The sequence below is a fragment of the Nostocoides sp. genome (genome assembly GCF_037045025.1).
Classification (GTDB): Bacteria; Actinomycetota; Actinomycetes; order Actinomycetales; family Dermatophilaceae; genus Nostocoides_A.
The window spans coordinates 441,724-457,771 of the sequence record NZ_JBAOHM010000015.1; the positions used below are offsets into that span (position 1 = coordinate 441,724).

The following is a 16,048-nucleotide window of genomic DNA, read 5'->3' on the forward strand; positions in this document are numbered from 1 at the left end:
CGCGAACGAACCGGCCGGTGCCAGGATGGAGGCAATTCGGAAGCGAGGACGGGAACGGATGGAACCTCGGATCGGGCCGATCGAGCGCATCCTGCGGCGTGGCCGGCGCGCGCTGAGCGAGCGCATCGCGCCGGCGGCATACAAGATCGTCGGTGCGTTGGCGGCGAGCCGGTGGATCCCGGAGGACCGGACCGGCTCGATCGAGGCTGCTCTCGCCGCCCCGCATACTCCGGTCGCCGTCGGCGACCGCTGGGGTGCGCCGTGGACGACGACCTGGTTCCGATTTGAGGGCCGGGTCGGTGAGCTGGTCCCACGCAGCGGGCTTGAGGTGGTCATCGACCTCGGTTTTGACGACGCCATGCCCGGCTTCCAAGCCGAGGGACTTGCGTATGCCGCCTCCGGCCGCCCGCTCAAGGGCGTCTCGCCGCGCAACGCGGCGATCCCGGTCGCCGCGCTGATCGAGCCGGACGGCCGGCTGGTCCTCCATCTCGAAGCTGCCGCCAACCCGACGGTGCTGCCCTTTGGCCGTGGGGCGCGCTGTGCCTTCCGTCCAACCCGTCTCGGCGACCGCGACGGGCACTCCGAGGAGCCGATCTATCGACTGGACCGTGCCGACCTCGTTCTGCCGCAACCGGATATCCTCGCCCTGCGGCACGACCTGGAGGTGCTTCTCGGTGTGCTCGCCGAGCCACGCTGCGACGAGGGACGGCGCCAGCAGATCGCCCGGGCGGTCGATCACGCCCTCGACGCGCTCGAACTCAGCGACGCCGCCACCGCTGCCGGGGACTGCCGTGCTCGGCTGGCCGCGAGCCTGGCCGCGCCTGGCGCCGCCAGCAGTCACCGTGTGCTCGCGGTCGGGCACGCCCACATCGACAGTGCGTGGCTGTGGCCGCTGGGGGAGACGCGCCGCAAGTGCGCCCGCACCTTCGCCAATGTCACTGCGCTCGCAGCGGATTTCCCGGAGCTGGTGTTTGCCTGCCCGGCGGCGCAACACCACGCGTGGGTCAAGGAGGACCACCCGGCGATTTGGGACCGGGTCCGCGCGGCCGTGGCCGCCGGCGCCTGGGTCCCGGTGGGCGGGATGTGGGTGGAGTCCGACGGCAACCTCGTCGGGGGCGAGGCGCTCGTGCGCCAATTCGTCCACGGTCAAGGGTTCTTCCTGCGCGAGTTCGGCAGTGCGTGTGAGGAGGTGTGGCTGCCCGACTCCTTCGGCTATTCGGCGGCGTTCCCGCAGATCGCCCGACTCGCCGGGGCCAAGCACTTCCTCACCCAGAAGCTGTCCTGGAACGACACCAACCGGCTGCCCAACCACACCTTCGACTGGGAGGGCATCGACGGGACGCGGGTGTTCACCCACTGCCCACCGGTCGACACCTATAACGCCGAGATCACGCCCGGCGAGCTGGCGCATGCGGCTGCGAACTTTGTCCGCGACGACTCCGGGTCGATCTCGTTGCTGCCCTTTGGTTTTGGCGATGGCGGCGGTGGGCCCACGCGGGAGATGATCGAGCGCGGCCGGCGGCTGGGCGACCTCGACGGCGCCGTGCGCGTGAGCTTCGGTAGCCCCGCCGAGTTCTTCGCCGCCGCCCGGGCCGAGTTGCCGTCACCGCCGGTGTGGGCGGGCGAGCTCTATCTCGAGTTCCACCGCGGGGTGTTCACCTCGCAGGCAGCGACCAAGGCCGGCAACCGGCGCAGCGAGCATCTCTTGCACGAAGCCGAGCTGTGGGCTGTTACCGCGGATCTGGCTGGGACGCACCGCTATCCCGCGGCCCGGCTGGCGTCGGCGTGGCAGCGCGTGCTGCTGCTCCAGTTCCACGACATCCTGCCCGGCTCCTCGATCGGGTGGGTGCACGACGAAGCCGCCGAAACCTACGCCGAGGTGGCCACCGAACTCCAGTCACTCACGGGCGACCTGTTGACCTGTGCCGACGGACGGGCCCAACCCGCAGCAGCCAATGCCGGTCCTTTTGGCCGAGGAGAGGTCGTCGTCGGCTCCGCACAGGAGTGGGGCGAGGGGGTGGCGGTTCAGCCACTGGCAAACGGCCGGAACGCCATCTGGGCCGAGGTAGATGCGTTGTCCTGCAGCACTATCCAGCCGCCGACAACGCCGATAGCGCCCGTCGTTGTCGAGTCGAACACGAGCGGCCACGCGCTCGACAACGGCCTGATCCGGGTGACCGTCGACGCGCGTGGGCTGCTCGTCTCGGCGTTCGACCACCGATCCGGCCGCGAACTCATCCCCCCGGACCACGCCGCCAACCTGCTGCAGGTGCATGGCGACCATCCCTCGGAGTGGGACGCGTGGAATCTCGACGTGGAGTACGACCGCTCGGGCCTCGACCTGACCGCGGTCGAACACCTCAGCGTGATCGCGTCCGGGCCGCTGCTCGCCGAGGTTGCCGTCGAGCGGCGGCACGGCGCAACCACGCTGACCCAGACGATCACCCTGCGGGCGGGCAGCCGCACCGTCGACTTCGGTCTCGACATCGATTGGCAGGAGCGCGAGCGGCTGCTCAAGGTGGCCTTCCCCACCGACCTGCGCGCGACCGAATCCCGGGCCGAGGTTCAGTTCGGGCACGTCAGCCGCCCGATCTCGACCAACACCAGCTGGGACCGGGCGCGGTATGAGCTGTGGTGTCACCGCTGGGTCGAGGTCCGCGAGGGCGACTTCGGCCAGGCGCTGGTGACGACCGCGACGTATGGCTACGACGCCCGCCGCACCACCCGGCCCGATGGGGGCACGACGACGACCGTGCGGCTCAGCCTCCTGCGCGCGCCGCAGTATCCGCAGCCCAACACCGACCGCGGGCGGCACCGGCTCGACTACGCCCTGGTCGTGGGCGGGACGGCGGAGGAGGTTCTTGCCGCCGCATATGCCGCCAACCTCCCGATGCGCGTTGGCCAGTTCGCCGAGCGGCCGGCACCCGTGGCCGTGGACGGCGTCGGGATCGTCGTGGAGGCGGTCAAGCTCGCCGAGGACGGCTCGGGAGATCTGGTCGTTCGCCTCTACGAGTCGCGTGGCGTGCGCGCCTGCGGCACAATCCGATTCGCTGTCCCGGTCGAGGAAGTGAGCGTCGTCGACCTGCTCGAGCGGCCGCTGCGCGAGGCCGCGCTGCGGCCGGTGTGGCGGCATACCGGCGAGGGGGTGGAGGTGACCATGCGCCCCTTCCAGATCGTCACCCTGCGGGCGCGCCGGTCATCCGGTCGACGATGAACTCGGCGATCGCCAGGCTCGACGTGGCCGCCGGTGACGGCGCATTGCGCACGGTGGTGATGCCGTCCTCCTGACCGATCTGGAAGTCGTCGAGCAGCCCGCCCGCGCGGTCGACCGCTTGGGCGCGGATCCCGCATCCGGCCCGGGCGACGTCGGCCGTGGTGATCGCCGGAACATAGCGGCGGGCCTGCTCCAGGTATGCCGTGAGCGACAGGCTCCCGCGCACCTCCCGCACCCCGGTGCGCCAGTGCCGCCGGGCCATCCGCCACGACCCGGGCCAGGTCGCGATCGCGGCCAGATCGGCGAGGCTAACCTCGGCCCGCCGATAGCCCTCCCGTCGCAGCGCCAGCACGGCGTTGGGACCGACCTCGAGCTCGCCGGTCACCCGGCGGGTGAAGTGGACCCCGAGGAAGGGATAGCGCGGGTCGGGCACGGGATAGACCATGCCGCGCACCAGGTGCTGTTTGGCCGGGGTGACCCGCAGATACTCGCCGCGAAAGGGCACGATCCGCGGGCCGTCGACGCCGTCGGCGAGGCGGCAGACGCGATCGGCCTGCAGCCCGGCGCACACGACGAGCCGGTCGACGCGGTAGCGGCGCGACGCGGTTGCCACCTCAACCCCGAAGTGCTGGTGCCGGATGCCGGTCACCTTGGTGGACAGCAGGATTCGGCCGCCAGCGTTCGTGATCTCGCGGGCAAACGATCCGGCGACCGCGACATAGTCGGTGATCGCCGTTGCGGGGGAATGCAGGGCGGCCAGGCCAGCGGCATACGGCTCGAGGTCGCGCATCTCCCGCGGACCGACGCGGGTCAGGCCCGGGACCTGGTTGGCCGTCGCCGTGCGCTCTAGGGCATCGAAGCGCCCCAGCTCCTCCGGCTCGACGGCGACGACCAGTTTGCCGCAGCGGCGATAGGGCAGCCGGTGCTCGGCGACATAGTCCTCGAGGAGCCCTCGCCCGCGGGTGCACAACCGCGCCTTCAGCGAGCCGGGCTGGTAGTAGATCCCCGCGTGCACGACCCCGGAGTTGTGGCCGCTCTGGTGGGGGGCGAGCCGGTCCTCTTTGTCGAAAACGACGACCTCGACCCCGTCGTGTCGCCGGGTCAGCTCACGCGCAACGGCGAGCCCCACGATGCCGCCGCCCACCACACCAATCCGCTGGGGCATCGGCCACACCTTCCCTTCGCGCGCAGCCTATCCCCGGCTCGAGTGCCGAGCCCGGCTGCCGGCCCCGGCGCCGGGACGGGCGGCTAGCCTGACCGGTATGGGTGAGGCGGCATACGACTGGGCAGGAATCGTCGCGGATCTGAACCGGTTGCTGCGGCTGCGGACGACGCCGGTGGGCCTGAAGCGGTTCGCGACCGGCGAGGACATGGACGCCGTGCCCAAGCTGCGTCGCCCGGACGCGGTGCACACGTTCGACCAGATCGTCGCCATGGCGGCTCGGCTGGGCTGGACGGTTGGCGCCAGCGCGGACGATCTGGTGATGGAGCAGTGCTCCGCGGTTCTCGGCCTGACTCCGCGCAGCCAGGAGTGGCTCGCCGGCAAACCGCTCGCGGGGGTGTGGTTCGAGACGATCGCCGACTCCGCGGCCCACCAATGCTCGATGCACACTGCCCCGTATGCCGCGCACGCCGGCGTCGTCGTCTCGCCGCTCGCCTCCGGCCGCCTCGACCCGCCCGATGTGTGCCTGATCTTTGCCACGCCCGGGCAGATGATCCTGATGGTCAACGGGCTGCAGTGGTCGGCCTATCGCAAGCTGGAATGGGGCTCGGTCGGGGAGTCGGCGTGCGCGGACTCGTGGGGCCGGGCCCTCGCGACCGGCGAGCCGTCGGTGTCGATCCCGTGCTATGCCGAGCGCCGCTACGGCGGGGTATCCGACGACGAACTACTGCTCGCCACGCCGCCGCGGTTCCTGCCGACGATGATCGCCGGGCTGGAGGCCCTCTCCCGCAACGGCCTGCGCTACCCGATCCCGCCCTATGGCATCCAGGCCGATGCCCGGGCGGGGCTGGGAGCGAGCTACGGCTCGGGCTAACTACCCGTTGGGAACCCTGTGACCCCGGCCATGGCGCCACCCGCCGAAACCGACCAGAATTAAGGTGCATCGGACATCCGTTGCCGATGCCTCGTCAGGCCGGCCAAAGGAGTTCGACATGCCTGGCTCGGGCAAGCCCAAGGACAAAAAGGGCACCAATCGCGTCGTTGTGGGCGTGGACGGATCGAAGGCGTCCGAGCGGGCGTTGCGGTGGGGCCGGTTCATCGCCGACAACGCCGACGCGACCCTCGAAGCAGTGATGGCCTGGCAGCACACCGTCGAGTGGGCACCGGTCATCCCGCTCGAATTGTCGATCGATGTCGACCAGGGCGAGCACGCCAAGCAGGCCTTGCACGCCTGCACCGAGCGCGCCTTCAAGGGCAAGCCGCCCAAGAAGCTCAAGCTCCACACCGGCGAGGGCTACCCCGCCAAGGTCCTGATCGACCGGTCCAAGGAGGCGATGATGGTCGTCCTCGGCAGCCGGGGCCACGGTGGCTTCAGCGGCTTGATGCTTGGCTCGGTCAGCACCCTCGTCGCCCGCCACGGCTCCTGCCCGGTGCTCATCATCCACGGCGACGAGGAACCGCCAGCCTAAGCTCGCTTCCCGGCGTCCGGATGGTGAGATTTGCGCCTGCCGTCGGGGCTCTCACCGCTCTTCCCTAGCAGCCCGCGCTGCCACCAGCAGGCGGGTGGTCATCACCACCCGACCATCAGGGGAGAGCCGTGTCCGTCACCATCGCCGCCGCCGTCGGCTATCGCGCGCTTCTCGACCGGGCCGGGCCGCTGGCGTGGGCCGAGCGGGTCGAGTCGCTGCTCGACCGGACTGCCGACGACCTCGATGCCGTCCTGCTCCGCACGCCCGAAGGCGACGACCTGCGCGCGTCGGTGACCGACGTCAATGCGCTGCGAGACCTGGGCAGCGACGAGGCCTTCCACGCCCAGCAGCAACTGCTCGCCCGCCTGCTCGCCCTGCACACGACGCTCGATGCGCCGCGGTATGCCGTGCGCGGCGAGCGCTCGTCGCCCTCGCCGAGATCCTGCGGATGCTCGAAGACGCGACGCTGGCTGCCGAGGACGCGCAGCTCGCGCGCACGGATCTCTGCCTGGCAGATCTCGACACGGCCCCCGCCGACGGCTTCGTGCCGTGGCTCAAGGACCGCGTCCGCCGCCACCGCGCGTTCAAGCACCCGTACTACCGGGAGTTCATCCGGCACGAAGCCAGCCCCGCTGACCTGCGCCGATATCTCGTTCAGGAGTCGGTGGTCGACGGCCGGTTCGATGACCTGCTCGCGCTTTTGCAACTCGGCACCGACGGCACCACCAAGCTGGAGATCGCCGAGAACTACTGGGATGAGATGGGCAATGGCGACCCCGAACTCGTCCATACGCTGATGTTCTCCCGCGCCCTGGACACCCTCGCGATCAGCGATGTCGAGATGCGCGAGGAGATGAGCGCCGAGGGCCTGTTGTCGGGCAATCTCGCGATGCTGCTGTCCCGCTACCGCGAGACCTTCCCCGAGGCGGTCGGTTTCCTCGCCGTCACCGAGTGGCTCGTTCCGGATCGGTTCAGCAATGTCCTCGCCGGCTGGCGGCGGCTCGGCCTCGACCCGGCCGGGATCGAATACCACGATGGCCACATCGCGATCGACGCCCGGCACGCCTCCGGATGGTTCACCAATGTCGTCAAGCCGGGAACGGCCTCGGCGCCTTTCCGCCGTGGCGTGACCCGCGGCGCCCTGTGGCGGCTGAACTCTTCGGCCCGCTATCTGGACGCCAACCTCGCCCGGGCACGGCGATGACCGGCCGCCTCGGCTGGGCCATGCTCGGCGCCGTCTACCTCTTCTGGGGGTCGACCTTCCTGTCGATCCGGGTCCTGGTCCAACAGGCCGACCCCCTCGCCGCCGCCGGCGTCCGGTTCGCGATCGCCGGCGCCCTGCTGCTCCTCGGTCTCGCCGTCGTCAAGGGCATCGGCGCCATCCGGTGCGCTCGGCGTGACCTCGGCATCCTCACCGGGCTCGGCCTGCTGCACTTCCTCTTCGCCAACGGCCTGGTCAGCATCGCCGAGCAGAGCCTGGCCTCGGGCAGCGCCGCCCTCCTCTTCGCGACCGTGCCCCTGTGTGCCGTCGGGATGCAACTCGGCGGCGGCGACCCGGCGCGAGCGTTCGTCAGCGCCGGGCTCGGCCTGACCGGGGTCATGCTCGTCGTCGGCGGGCCGCTGCACACCTGGGGGCGGGCCGAGGTGATGGTCCTGGTCGCCGCGGCCGGGTGGGCCCTGGCCGGCATCCTCGCCCGCCGTCTGGTCGGCCCGCACATCGGAGCCGCCCGCGCCAGCGCCTATCAGATGCTCACCGGCGGCCTCGCCCTCCTTCTCGCCGCGATCGCCCGCGGGGAGAACCTCGCCAGCGTCGCGCGGCTCGACGGCGCCGGGATCGTGGCGATGACCCACCTGGTCCTGCTCGGCTCCCTCGCCGGCTTCTTTGCCTACCAGTGGTGCCTGACGACGCTGCCCTGGCCGGTCACGACCTCACACGCCTATGTCAACCCGATCGTCGCCCTGATCCTCGGTGCCGTGGTCCTGCACGAACCGATCGGCCGCGGCACCGCCGCGGGCGCCCTCGTCGTCTGCCTCGCCGTCGCCCTGTGCCTGCCCACCCGTCCGGCGCCGACGACCGCCGTCAAACCGCTGAACCGCCCGAGCGTGCGCTCGCTGACCTGGAGCCCCGCCGCACCGCCCCGCCTCGACGCCAAGGAGTCCCTCCGATGACGACCCTCCGCTCCCAGCTGATCGCCGTGCTCGCCACAATCAAGCCCACCGTCGACGTCGCCGCCGTCCTGGAGCGCACCGACGACTTCATGCTCGGCCTCAACATGGACTCCCTGGACGCCGTCGAGTTGACCACGCACCTGAGCGAGGACTTCGGCGTCGAGTTCGGCGACGACCCGGACGACCTCGATGGCCTGGTCAGCCTCAGCGCCCTGGAGTTGCTGATCGAACGCCGACGTCCCGCATTCGCGGCATGAACGCCCGCAAACGCCCGATCATCGACATCGTCGAGCGGATCGACGCCGCTGCCGCGCGCGCCCCCAAAGCGCCCGCGCTCACCGCCGGGCGCACGACGCTGACGTATGCCGATCTGGTCCGGGCCTCCTGGCAGGTCGCCGACGACCTGGTCGCGTTGGAAGGCGATGGGTCGCTTCGCCCGGGCAGCCCGCAAGACCCGTCGGTCGTCGCCGTGGTCGGGCTGAAGACCCCGGAGGCGGTCGCCGGCCTGCTCGGTGTGCTGCGCTGGGGCGGCACCTTCGTGGCGCTCGATCCCCGCGCCCCGCTGGCGCGTCAGCGCCAGCTGCTCGGCGACGCCGGCTGCGAGGTCGTCCTCGCTCCCGCGGGCAGCGACCCCGCCCTCCTGGAAAGGCTCGCCGCGGACGGCCGGCAGGTCATTCCGGTGCGCTCCGGCAAGGACGACCTCCACGAGCAGCGCACCCGCCGCCGGCGCCGCGAGACCGGCTGGTATCGCCGCACCCACGAGGCCGCCGCCTACTGCCTGTATACCTCCGGCAGCACCGGAACCCCCAAGGGCGTCCTGATCCCCCACCGCGCCCTGGCTGCGTTCTTCGATGCCATCCCGACCGTCATGCCCGCCACCGAGGACTCGGTCTGGCTGAACACCTCGGCGTTCCACTTCGACGTCAGCGTCGTCGACACCTGGTATCCGCTGACCCTCGGCGCCCACGTCCATCTCTCCTCGGCGGTGCTGTTGCCGGGCAGCATCCTCGGGACCATCCAGCGGGAGCGGGTCACTCACCTGGCAGCGGTCGGATCCACGCTGAGCCTCCTGGCGCAGCGGGGCAACGGGCTGGCGGCATACGACCTGAGCAGCGTGCGACGGATCATGACCGGCGCCGAGGTGCTCAACCCGGCCACCGTCGCCGCCTGGCTGGAGGCTGCGCCGGATGCCGTCGTCGTCAACGGCTATGGCCCGACCGAGGCGACCTGCCTCGTCCTCGCCCACGAAATCGACGCCGCCCACGCCGACCCGGCCAAGGTCATCCCGATCGGTCGCGAACTGCCCGGCACGACCGTGCGGTTCCTGCTCGACGGCTCCGGGGCGGTGGCGCCCTGCGGCCCGGGCGAGATCCTCATCGGCGGACCCCAGGTGATGACCGGCTATCACCGCCGGCCCGACCTGAGCGGGGTTGCGTTCTTGCACATCGGAGACCAGCAGTTCTACCGGACCGGCGACTACGGCCGCCGCGACGGCGACGGTGTGGTGTGGTTCGACGGGCGGCGCGATGAGCAGGTCAAGATCGGCGGCCACCGTGTAGACCTCAGCGAGATCCGCGCCGCCCTGGAGAGTCATCCCGGTGTCGTCTCGGCCCTCGTGTGGCCCGAGCAGGACAGCCGGGGCAAGGACATCCTGGTCGCCTCGGTGGAGATCCGCGGCGAAGCGGCAGCGACCACGACCGACGAGTCGCTGCTCGCCCGGTGCCGCGAGCGGCTTCCCGCTCACATGGTGCCGAGCTGGGTCACCGTCCAGGCCGCGTTCCCGCGGCTGTCGTCGGGCAAGGTCGACGTCGTTGCCGTGCGGGCCGCGACGCGCGCTGCAGGTGCCGAGGAGGCTGCGTGATGCAACAAATCGAACGATTCACCGAACGCCACGAGGAACTGGCCGACCGGTTGGACGACTACCTCGATGAGCATGTCATGCCGGAGGTCGAGGGCTGGGAGGCCGCCGGGACGATGCCGCTGCGCGCCATCGTGCGCGACTTCGGCGCGCACGGCTTCCTCGGTGGCCGCTTCGACCGCGCTCAGGGCGGCGGTGGCGGCGATATCTGGGATCACGTCGTCCTCGCCGAAGCCCTGGCCAGCGTCCCCAGCGGCGGCTTCGGCATGGCGCTGACCGTCCACAACGACATGGTCGCCCCGATGCTCGCCACCCACGGCAGCGAGCTGGCGCGGGCCGTGCACTTGTCGCCGGCCCTGCGCGGCGATCTTGTTCTCGCCCATGCCGTTTCGGAGGCCGACGCCGGCTCCGACGTGGCCGCAGTGGCGACCCTCGCCGAGCGCACCCCGCGTGGCTATCTCCTGCGCGGCACCAAGACGCTCGTCGTCAACGGCAACGAGGCCGGCGCGTATGCCGTTCTCGCCCGCCTTCCCGATGCTCGCCCCCCGTTCGGCTTCGTGATGCTGTCGGTGGCCCGGGACCTGCCCGGAGTCGTCGTCGGCGAGCCCGCCAACACGATCGGCGTCGGCACGGCATCGGTGACCAGCGAGGTTCGCTTCGAGGATGTGCTCGTCCCCGAGGATTTCCGCCTCGGCGGCCACGGGATGGGGCTGGTCGTCCAGCTGCGCCAGTTTGAGGAGGAGCGGATCATCTCGGCCGTCCGCGCGTGCGCCACGGCCCGGGACCTGCTCGAGATCGGCTATGCCTGGATCGACAGCCGCTACGTCGACGGCCGCCCGCTGCGCTCGCGCCAGACCGTGGCGCACCGCTTCGCAGAGCTCCACGTCGGTGTCCGCGCGATCACCGAACTGACCTACCGGGCGGTCGACGCCTGGATCGCCGGCGAAACGCTCAACGTGTGGTCGCCAGCCGTGAAACTGAAGTCGAGCCGGCTGGTCCGGGACGTCGCCGATGCCGTCAGCCACGCCTTCGGCGCGGCCGCCCAGATGACCGGACATCCGGCCGGACGGGCCCGCCGCGACGCCCGCCTCTATTCCATCTCGACCGGATCGGACGAAATGATGCTCACCGCGATCGCCCGCGCCGCCTTGGGGGTTGCGGCATGAACGCCATCCGGCCGTCGTGGTTCCCCGCCACGCTAGGCGACGCCGCCACCGATGCCGTCGTCGACGGTCTCGCCGCCGATTGGGCTATCGCCGAACCCGATCCGCGTGACGCCCTGCACACGCTGGCTCATCACGGCGTCCTGGCTGCCGTCGCCGACGCCCCCACGTTCGGTGACCGGATCGCCCGCAGCGCCGCGCTGCACGAGCGGCTCGGGCTCGCCGGGCTTGGCGCGGTCGGCGCCGCCGCCCTGACCCACCTCGAGGTCGGCGTTGCTCTGCTGAATCGCTTCCAGGCCAACCCGGTTGCCCGGCAGATCCGCATGCAGGCTGTCGCCGGTCTGGCCGTCCCGGCGCTCGCGGTCACCGAGACCGCGGGCGGCACCGATCTGTCGGCGATGACCACCAAGGTGTCGGTGGGCGACGACGACCTGGTGGTCGACGGCCACAAGAGCGTGGTCAGCGGCGGCCCGATCGCCGACTACTTCCTCGTGTTGAGCGCCGACCCCGATGCCGGCAATGCTTTCGGCAGCCACACCCTGGTGGCAGTGCCGGCGGACGCGCCCGGGGTCACCGTCAACCGGCTCGACTCGGCCAGCCTGTCCGGGATGCTCGCCGAGGTCTCCTTCGACCAGGTGCGCCTTCGCCACGGCCACCTTCTCGGCCCACGCGGCGGCGGCCTGTTGCCGTTGACCCGGCACTGGTCGCACGAGCGGGTCATGGTCTCGGTGCGCCTGGTCGCGCTCTCGGCCTTCGTCTTGGCCAAGACTGTCGGGTATGCCGCGACCCGCCGCACCTTCGGTGCCTCGCTGCTCTCCCGGCAGGCCGTGCAGTTCTCGCTGGCCGGTCACGTCGCCGACATCCTCACCGCCAAGACCTATGTTGACAAGGTGTTGCGGGAGATGAGCACCGGAAGCCTGCCCCCGGCCGCCGCGGCGGCGTGCAAGCTGCTGGCCGCGCGGACCGCCGAGGCGGTCAGCGACTCGTGCGTCCAGTGGCACGGCGCGACCGCCTATGTCGACGGCCACCCGGTCGGCCGGGTCTGGCAGGACGCGGCCGGGCTGGCCATCGCCGGCGGCACGACCGAGTTGATGCTCGACCTGGTGGACCGGGGCGTCAAGTGATCCAGAGCGCGTCGCGCAACTGCCGGACCTGGGACGCGACGGGATACAACGAACGCTTCGGCTACGTTTCCCGGTTCGGGGCAGGAGCCGTGGAGCTCGCCGCGGTCCGTGCCGGCGAGGTGGTGCTCGACCTCGGCTGCGGCACGGGGACGCTCATGCAGCAGTTCCACGTCAACGGCGCCGTCGTCAGCGGGATCGACGGTGACCCAGAAATGGTGCGCACGGCCCGGGAACTGTTGCCGGAGCTAGACATTCGCGTCGCCGATGGCCAGAGCTTCACGGTGCCGGCACCGGTCGACGTCGTCTTTTCCAATGCCGCTCTGCACTGGATGACCCGGCCGAGCGAGGTCGCGCGCTGCGTGGTCGCCGCCCTCCGGCCGGGTGGCCGGTTCGTCGCCGAGATGGGTGGCGCCGGCAACGTCGCGACGATCATCGAGGCGGTGAGCGCCGAGGGCGACGCCCGCGGTGTCGCGGTGACCTCGCCGTGGTATTTCCCGACGATCGCCGAGCACAGCGCGGTTCTCGAGGCGGCCGGCCTGCGGGTGTGCTTCATGGAGCACTTCTCCCGGCCTACACCGCTGGCCGGGCCGGACGGCGTGACCGGCTGGTTGCGGATGTTCGGCGACCGGCTGCTCGACAGTTTCCCGTCCGAGGAGCGCGCGGACGTGATCGCCGCCGCGGCGGACCGCACCCGCGCCTTCCTGCACACCCCGCAGGGCTGGATCGCCGACTACTGGCGGCTGCGCTTCGTGGCGGAGAAGCCCGGATGAGCAGCGCCCTGGCGGCGATTCCGCGCAGCGCGGCAGCGGATCAGCCAATCCCGGTCTCCGGCGCCTGCCTCCGGTCACCGGAAATCGCCCGGGACCCCTACCCAACCTATGCGCACCTGCGCGAGCTGGGCGACATCGTCCGGCTCAGCAACGAACGGTGTTATGCGGCAACGACATACGAGAGCGTCACTGCCGTCCTGCGCAGTCGCCAGGCAACAGTGGAGTCGCCCTTTCGCGCCTCACGGGTCCTCTTTGGCCGCACCGTCATGGACGTCGACGGCGATGAGCACATTCAGCTGCGCGCGCTGAGCAGCCGGGCGTTCTCGGTGGCCGCGGTCCCGGCATACGAGGACACGATCGTCGCCGAGGCCGTCCGTGCGGTGATCGACGACCTGGACGGACGCCCCAGCTTCGACGCCGTCGCCGACTTCGCCGACCGCGTGCCGATCGCCGTGATGAGCGCAGTCATCGGCGTACCCCGGGAGCTGCGCGAGCCGTTCCGGGCATGCAGCGAGGACGTCATCGCCTTCCTCGACACCGCGACCCCCGAGAACCGCGACCGGGCCCGGACGGCGCTCGCCCGGATGTCCGCCGACCTCACCGAGGTGATCGCCGCCACCCGCGCGCGCCCCGACGGCACGCTGATCGGGCAGCTTGTCACCGGCACCGGGTCCAAGGGACCGCTCACCGACGAGGAGATCCTGCGCCACATCGGACTCCTCATCCCGGCCGCCATCGACACCTCGAATCGCTTGCTCGCCAATGTGATTGCCTGTCTCGTGACTCGGCCAACACTGCTTGACCAGGTGACCGCCGACCCCCGCCTGGTCCCGGGCGTCGTCGACGAGACGCTCCGCTTCGAGCCGCCGATCCACTCCACCGTGCGCATCTGGACCGGCACCGAGGTCTGCGGGGTGACACTTCCCCGGGGAGCCCTCATCACCGTCCTGCTCGCGTCAGCCAACCGGGACCGGGCTGTCTTTGCCGACCCGGACAGCTTCGACCCGACACGTGACGCCTCCCGGCACGTGTCCTTCGGTGCCGGCCGCCACCGGTGCATGGGGCGCGCGATGGCCCAGGTCGAAGTCGTCGGGGCGATCACCGCGCTGCTGCGGCGCTGCCCCGGCCTGCGCCTGGCCCCCGGCGCCGGCACCGCGATTACCGGCACGGCATTCCGTTCTCCCACAACCCTGCCGCTGGAATACACCCCGACGGAACACCCCCACCTGGAGAGGCCATGACCGCCGCCCTGGAACTCCCCGTCCCGATCGAGATCACCCGGCACCTGTCCACGCGCACCGGCCGCCGCTGGGAGGCCGTGGACAGCGTCTACTACGACTGCCATGTCGTCTCGCTCGCCCAACTGCTGCCGCCGGAGCTGTTCGGGTCCTTTCTGGCGGTGACCGCGCGACCGGTGATCGACGCCGCGTGGGGTGGGCTGCGTTGCCGCAGCATCCTGGACAGCGAGGCCGCCCGCGACGTGGTGTTGATGGATCGGTGGGGGGTGTGGAAGTCCCAGGTACCGGTTCGCGACGACGTGGCGAGCGCGCTGCGCGACGCGGTCCGCACCCACGGCTACTGCATCGCCCGGGTCGACTCCTACTACCACGAGCACTTCGAGGAGTACTACCTGCGCGAGCACCGCACCAACGGCCACAAGGTGACGATCATCGACTACGACGACGACTCCTACACCGGGATCGACAATGTCGGCGTCAAGAACCTCGTGCTGCGCTTCGACCGGCGGCTCTTCGAGCACGCGATCCGCTCCAACCTCGTGCACGTCTATGAGAAGCCGGACACGCTCTATCATCTCAACCTCGGGCAGGACACGCGCGCCGCGCTCGCCTCCGGCCGAGTCGACCGCGACACCGAGAGCGCCGTCGCCGCCTATCTGCGCGACCAGGTCGACCTGCCCGCCACCCTGCAGCGTTATCGCCAGTGTCTCGAACGCGACCTGGCCGGCAGCGCCGGCGCCGGGTTGGACGTCGACGGCTATGCCCAGCTGCGCAATTCCTACACCGCCGCCCTGCTCATCGAGCGCTCCGAGACGGCGATGATCCAGGCGTCGCGGTTCGCGCCGACCGCGTGGGAACGCACGCTCGGCGATCCGACCCGGCTGGTCGCCGCCGTGGAGCGCGCCGCCAAGGCGTGGCAGTTGTTCAAGCTGCTGTGCAACTCCGGCCTGTCCCGCAGGGCGGTCCGCGTGCCCAGCGTGTTCACCGCGCTCGACCGGGTCATCGCCGCCGAGGCGGCGGCTGCCGACATCGCCGCCGGGGCCGACATCAGCGCCACACGAGGATTGCAGCCGTGGATGCAGCCACGCTGAGCCTTCCGGCCCACGCGTCAAGCCATCGGGGTGCGGAACTCGCTCGGCCCACGGCAGCGCTGATCCCGCGGATCGACGGCCTCGGCCCGGACGACCGTGTCCTGTTGTGCCTGCCGCCCGCCGGAGTCGGCGCCGCCTTCTATCGCCCGTGGACCGACGCACCATCTGCAGGCACTCGGGTCGTCGCCGTCGAGCTGCCCGGCCACGGCCGCCGCCTCGGCGAACGGGCCTACGACGACTTCGACGCGCTCGCCGACGACCTCGCGCGGGAGGTGACGACGGCCGCGTGGCCGCGCTGGGCGGCATACGGGCACAGCATGGGAGGTTTGCTGGCGGCCGCGGTCGCCGAGCGCACCGAGGCGAGCGGTTGCAGGCCCGAGCGGATCGTCCTGGGTGCCTGCGCGCCACCGTGGGAGTTCACCTCGGCCAGCACGCTGGACGCGCTGGACGACGAGGGCCTGATCGACTACCTCGCCCGGCTCGGCGGGCTCCCCGAGGTCGTCCAACGGCATCCGCGCTTCCTAAAGATGTTCCTGCGCACCTTCCGCGCCGACCTGCGCCTGGCCGCCGGCCACCAGCCCACCACACCGACCCGGCTGGCCTGCCCGGTCACGATCGTCGCTGGCGAGCACGACCTGCTGGTCCCGCCGGCGGTGATCCCCGGCTGGCGGGCCGTCAGCGCCGATACCGAGATCGTCATGGTCGCCGAGGGCCACTTCTTCGGCCCGGACACCTGGGCACGCGTCGGCGACCTCACGTGGCGCAGCTGACCTGCCGAAGGCCGCGCGCC

General features: G+C 71.1%; 15 protein-coding genes. 13 read left to right on the forward strand and 2 right to left on the reverse strand.

Annotation, left to right across the window (positions count from 1 at the left end; all coding sequences use genetic code 11):
- Positions 1-58: 58 nt before the first annotated feature.
- Entirely contained in the window at positions 59-3,214 is a 3,156-nt protein-coding gene (locus tag V9G19_RS21125) for an alpha-mannosidase (RefSeq protein WP_462287372.1), read from the forward strand.
- Here the strand turns inward: V9G19_RS21125 and lhgO are convergent.
- Positions 3,177-4,379 (reverse strand): L-2-hydroxyglutarate oxidase, encoded by a 1,203-nt coding sequence (lhgO, locus tag V9G19_RS21130; RefSeq protein ID WP_462287373.1) that lies wholly within the window; start codon positions 4,377-4,379, stop codon positions 3,177-3,179. The two genes, V9G19_RS21125 and lhgO, sit on opposite strands and share 38 nt — an antisense overlap.
- On the opposite strand from lhgO, the gene V9G19_RS21135 reads away from it, so the two are divergent.
- Together V9G19_RS21135 and V9G19_RS21140 are read left to right on the forward strand one after the other, a co-directional pair.
- Entirely contained in the window at positions 4,345-5,250 is a 906-nt protein-coding gene (locus tag V9G19_RS21135; RefSeq protein WP_462287374.1) for a DUF169 domain-containing protein, read from the forward strand. The two genes, lhgO and V9G19_RS21135, sit on opposite strands and share 35 nt — an antisense overlap.
- Before the next feature lie 118 nt (positions 5,251-5,368).
- On the forward strand, positions 5,369-5,845 hold the full coding sequence (locus V9G19_RS21140; RefSeq protein ID WP_462287375.1) for a universal stress protein: 477 nt from the start codon (positions 5,369-5,371) through the stop codon (positions 5,843-5,845).
- A 101-nt stretch (positions 5,846-5,946) separates the two neighbouring features.
- On the opposite strand, the gene V9G19_RS21145 is transcribed toward V9G19_RS21140, so the two are convergent.
- Positions 5,947-6,225 carry a hypothetical protein gene (locus tag V9G19_RS21145; protein WP_462287376.1) on the reverse strand — a complete coding sequence of 93 codons (279 nt, stop codon included), beginning with the start codon at positions 6,223-6,225 and terminating at the stop codon, positions 5,947-5,949.
- Positions 6,226-6,293: 68 nt separating this feature from the next.
- Here V9G19_RS21145 and V9G19_RS21150 point away from each other — a divergent pair, with 68 nt between their 5' ends.
- From V9G19_RS21150 to V9G19_RS21195, 10 genes are read left to right on the forward strand one after another with little or no spacing between them, the layout of a single operon-like run.
- Positions 6,294-7,049: an iron-containing redox enzyme family protein gene (locus tag V9G19_RS21150; protein ID WP_462287377.1), complete on the forward strand. Its 756-nt coding sequence runs from the start codon at positions 6,294-6,296 to the stop codon at positions 7,047-7,049.
- On the forward strand, positions 7,046-8,014 hold the full coding sequence (locus V9G19_RS21155) for an EamA family transporter (protein ID WP_462287378.1): 969 nt from the start codon (positions 7,046-7,048) through the stop codon (positions 8,012-8,014). The genes V9G19_RS21150 and V9G19_RS21155 overlap by 4 nt, the downstream gene beginning before the upstream one ends.
- Positions 8,011-8,271, forward strand: coding sequence for a phosphopantetheine-binding protein (locus V9G19_RS21160; protein WP_462287379.1), 261 nt, complete (start codon positions 8,011-8,013; stop codon positions 8,269-8,271). Before V9G19_RS21155 ends, V9G19_RS21160 begins: the two co-directional genes overlap by 4 nt.
- A complete protein-coding gene (locus V9G19_RS21165; RefSeq protein WP_462287380.1) occupies positions 8,268-9,875 on the forward strand; it encodes an amino acid adenylation domain-containing protein in 1,608 nt (535 codons plus the stop codon). The genes V9G19_RS21160 and V9G19_RS21165 overlap by 4 nt, the downstream gene beginning before the upstream one ends.
- The gene (locus V9G19_RS21170; protein ID WP_462287613.1) at positions 9,875-11,038 is read left to right on the forward strand and encodes an acyl-CoA dehydrogenase family protein; all 1,164 of its coding nucleotides are present in this window, start codon (positions 9,875-9,877) and stop codon (positions 11,036-11,038) included. Before V9G19_RS21165 ends, V9G19_RS21170 begins: the two co-directional genes overlap by 1 nt.
- The gene (locus tag V9G19_RS21175) at positions 11,035-12,159 is read left to right on the forward strand and encodes an acyl-CoA dehydrogenase (protein WP_462287381.1); all 1,125 of its coding nucleotides are present in this window, start codon (positions 11,035-11,037) and stop codon (positions 12,157-12,159) included. Before V9G19_RS21170 ends, V9G19_RS21175 begins: the two co-directional genes overlap by 4 nt.
- Positions 12,156-12,929 carry a methyltransferase domain-containing protein gene (locus V9G19_RS21180; RefSeq protein ID WP_462287382.1) on the forward strand — a complete coding sequence of 258 codons (774 nt, stop codon included), beginning with the start codon at positions 12,156-12,158 and terminating at the stop codon, positions 12,927-12,929. Before V9G19_RS21175 ends, V9G19_RS21180 begins: the two co-directional genes overlap by 4 nt.
- Positions 12,926-14,170 carry a cytochrome P450 gene (locus tag V9G19_RS21185; protein WP_462287383.1) on the forward strand — a complete coding sequence of 415 codons (1,245 nt, stop codon included), beginning with the start codon at positions 12,926-12,928 and terminating at the stop codon, positions 14,168-14,170. Before V9G19_RS21180 ends, V9G19_RS21185 begins: the two co-directional genes overlap by 4 nt.
- Positions 14,167-15,258 carry a hypothetical protein gene (locus V9G19_RS21190; protein ID WP_462287384.1) on the forward strand — a complete coding sequence of 364 codons (1,092 nt, stop codon included), beginning with the start codon at positions 14,167-14,169 and terminating at the stop codon, positions 15,256-15,258. The genes V9G19_RS21185 and V9G19_RS21190 overlap by 4 nt, the downstream gene beginning before the upstream one ends.
- Entirely contained in the window at positions 15,240-16,028 is a 789-nt protein-coding gene (locus V9G19_RS21195; RefSeq protein WP_462287385.1) for a thioesterase II family protein, read from the forward strand. The genes V9G19_RS21190 and V9G19_RS21195 overlap by 19 nt, the downstream gene beginning before the upstream one ends.
- Positions 16,029-16,048: the final 20 nt, after the last annotated feature.

Bases quoted from the DNA above. Each gene is read 5' to 3' on its own strand.
- V9G19_RS21125 (WP_462287372.1), top strand. From the start codon at position 59: ATGGAACCTCGGATCGGGCCGATCGAGCGCATCCTGCGGCGTGGCCGG.
- V9G19_RS21135 (WP_462287374.1), top strand. From the start codon at position 4,345: ATGCCGCCGCCCACCACACCAATCCGCTGGGGCATCGGCCACACCTTC.
- lhgO (WP_462287373.1), bottom strand. From the start codon at position 4,379: ATGCCCCAGCGGATTGGTGTGGTGGGCGGCGGCATCGTGGGGCTCGCC.
- V9G19_RS21140 (WP_462287375.1), top strand. From the start codon at position 5,369: ATGCCTGGCTCGGGCAAGCCCAAGGACAAAAAGGGCACCAATCGCGTC.
- V9G19_RS21150 (WP_462287377.1), top strand. From the start codon at position 6,294: ATGCTCGAAGACGCGACGCTGGCTGCCGAGGACGCGCAGCTCGCGCGC.
- V9G19_RS21155 (WP_462287378.1), top strand. From the start codon at position 7,046: ATGACCGGCCGCCTCGGCTGGGCCATGCTCGGCGCCGTCTACCTCTTC.
- V9G19_RS21160 (WP_462287379.1), top strand. From the start codon at position 8,011: ATGACGACCCTCCGCTCCCAGCTGATCGCCGTGCTCGCCACAATCAAG.
- V9G19_RS21165 (WP_462287380.1), top strand. From the start codon at position 8,268: ATGAACGCCCGCAAACGCCCGATCATCGACATCGTCGAGCGGATCGAC.
- V9G19_RS21170 (WP_462287613.1), top strand. From the start codon at position 9,875: ATGCAACAAATCGAACGATTCACCGAACGCCACGAGGAACTGGCCGAC.
- V9G19_RS21175 (WP_462287381.1), top strand. From the start codon at position 11,035: ATGAACGCCATCCGGCCGTCGTGGTTCCCCGCCACGCTAGGCGACGCC.
- V9G19_RS21185 (WP_462287383.1), top strand. From the start codon at position 12,926: ATGAGCAGCGCCCTGGCGGCGATTCCGCGCAGCGCGGCAGCGGATCAG.
- V9G19_RS21190 (WP_462287384.1), top strand. From the start codon at position 14,167: ATGACCGCCGCCCTGGAACTCCCCGTCCCGATCGAGATCACCCGGCAC.